Origin of the sequence: Roseomonas sp. TAS13 (genome assembly GCF_001950415.1) — a bacterium.
GTDB lineage: Bacteria > Pseudomonadota > Alphaproteobacteria > Acetobacterales > Acetobacteraceae > Roseomonas > Roseomonas mucosa.
The window spans coordinates 1-2,075 of record NZ_BDLP01000554.1; the positions used below are offsets into that span (position 1 = coordinate 1).

Genomic DNA, 2,075 nt, shown 5'->3' on the forward strand with positions numbered 1-2,075 from the left:
AGGGCCCACTCGGCATCGGTCAGGCACGTTGCATAAGGCTGGGAGCCGCGCGCAAGCTGCGCGCGGGCGGCAGGGGTCCACATGGGCCACCTCGAAGGACGTCAGACACCCTCCGAACGCGCAGAACTCCCGCCGCTCACCCCGCCTCAGCCGTTATGAAACGGGTTCTTAGAGCGCTTCAACATCGCATATTGAATCATGTCAATTGATTTATTGATGCGTCCTGCACTGCCCGCTAATCTTCGGGCGAGCCGAGGTGGATGATGGGTGACGTGGAACTGAACCAGGACCAGGATATGACGCGGCTACGCGCCTATATCGAGGCGCTGGAGGACGAGACCCAGTTGCCGCCCGAGCCACGGCTGGCTGAGGAGGTGGGCATGTCGCGCGGACGGCTGCGCACCCTGCTGAAAAGGCTTGAAGCCGAAGGGACGATCTGGCGACACGTGGGTAAGGGCACCTTCGTCGGCCGCCCGGCGCCGCCGGCGTCACCGCAGCAGTGGCTGGATGGCGCGAGCCTCAACGAGATCATGGACGCGCGCCTCCTTATCGAGCCGTTGCTGGCGTCGCGAGCGGCGATCATGGCGCGGCCAGCCGATATCGCCGACCTCGAGGCCTGCATGGCCGAGATGCGGTCCGCCCGGCAGTTGTCGCAGTGGAAGCGACAGGACGAGAGGCTGCACCGTTTGATCGCCACGGCAACGCACAACAGTCTGCTGACGCTCCTCTACGAGACCTTGCGGGCGCATGGCCGAACAGGACTCGATGCCCGGTTGCAGGACGTGTTCGTGGGCGAGTTGCCGCTTGCCGACACTACCACGCAACACCAAGAGATTGTGCGCGCCATCGGCCGTCGCGATCCCGCCCTGGCCGAGCGGCTGATGCGGGCACATCTGATCAGCGTGCGCGATCGCCTGTTCGGGCTGCGCTAGTACGTCTGCGCCACACACCAATCAACGGGACCAAACCGGAGCGCGCTGTCGTGCAAGCGACATCCCATCCATGCCGGATCGTGGAGGTGCATGTGGCCGGCATACATCGCGACGGAACACCAGAGACAAGGTTGCCAGTTTCATTATTCCTCCCCTCGGCCGTCAGACGGTGGCGCCGGACCGAGCCGGTGCGATGGTAGTGGCGCCGGACCAGGCCCCAAAAATGGAATCTGTCAATGCCAGCAAGCTGTGCAATCGATTCATTCATACAGTTCATTCGTATGATTGAAACTATTCATTTCTGAAATCCTTGGCCATAGGCTAGCTTCCACCGAGAAAGGCCGGTCAGAGCGAACCGTCTGGGAGGGCGGAGATCGGGAAAGAACATGTTCAAGTATTTCCCCGCAAACTACGTGTGGAATTTGTCCGTCGATCTGGCGATCGAAAGCGGCGCCAGAATGGGAGAAATCGAGGAGATGTGCGCGCCTCTGCTCGAGGCGTCGAAGCATCCCGATGCCGAGGGCACGTGGGCCTTTCGCGCCGTCTGGGCTCGGATGGCCGGCAAGCTCGCGGACCTCGCGCGGGAGGACGAGGGCAGTGCACGGATGCTCTCGGCAGGAGAGAAGTATCTGCGCGCTTCGATCTATCTCGCCACGGCGGAGCGGCTGCAGGCACATGGGGCACCTGACCGCCTCGCGCTCTACAAGCGGGGGCTCGACCTGTTCATTCGCGGGATCACCCTGACAGGCGCGAATTGCGAGCGCGTCGAGATCCCCTATGAGGGAGCCCATCTTGCCGCACTCTACGTGCGGGCCGAGGGCGTGGCGGGCCGCCAGCCGGTGCTGGTCCAGGTCAATGGCCTCGATAGCACGAAGGAAATGAAGTATGCGGTCGGCCTTCCCGCCATGCTCGCCCGCCGTGGTGTCGCCAGTCTCGTCGTAGATCAGCCCGGCAGCGGCGAAGCGAGCCGGCTGAACGGCCTTTGCGCACGCTACGACAGCGAGCATTGGGCCGCGCTGTCAATCGGCACTGAATTGGGACCCCAGATCGGCACGCAAAAGGGACCCTCTTGTGAGGTGTGTTGAGGGGGCGTTCAGGCGCGGTTCTTGAATCGCCAACTATCGTTGCCGGTCTCGACGATGT

The 2,075-nt window shown here is 63.1% G+C and carries 2 protein-coding genes and 1 pseudogene; 2 read left to right on the forward strand and 1 reads right to left on the reverse strand.

Annotated elements, in window-relative coordinates; translation table 11 throughout:
- Window positions 1-83: pseudogene (locus ROTAS13_RS26705) on the reverse strand (IS5/IS1182 family transposase); the annotation flags it as partial.
- Window positions 84-263: 180 nt separating this feature from the next.
- Here ROTAS13_RS26705 and ROTAS13_RS23495 point away from each other — a divergent pair.
- Together ROTAS13_RS23495 and ROTAS13_RS23500 are read left to right on the forward strand one after the other, a co-directional pair.
- Window positions 264-932 (forward strand): FadR/GntR family transcriptional regulator, encoded by a 669-nt coding sequence (locus ROTAS13_RS23495; RefSeq protein WP_019460535.1) that lies wholly within the window; start codon window positions 264-266, stop codon window positions 930-932.
- 386 nt (window positions 933-1,318) lie between these two features.
- Window positions 1,319-2,017, forward strand: coding sequence for an alpha/beta hydrolase (locus tag ROTAS13_RS23500; RefSeq protein ID WP_216348736.1), 699 nt, complete (start codon window positions 1,319-1,321; stop codon window positions 2,015-2,017).
- The last annotated feature ends 58 nt before the right edge of the window (window positions 2,018-2,075 follow it).

Coding starts and splice junctions, on each gene's coding strand:
- ROTAS13_RS23495 (WP_019460535.1), top strand. CDS start 264: ATGGGTGACGTGGAACTGAACCAGGACCAGGATATGACGCGGCTACGC.
- ROTAS13_RS23500 (WP_216348736.1), top strand. CDS start 1,319: ATGTTCAAGTATTTCCCCGCAAACTACGTGTGGAATTTGTCCGTCGAT.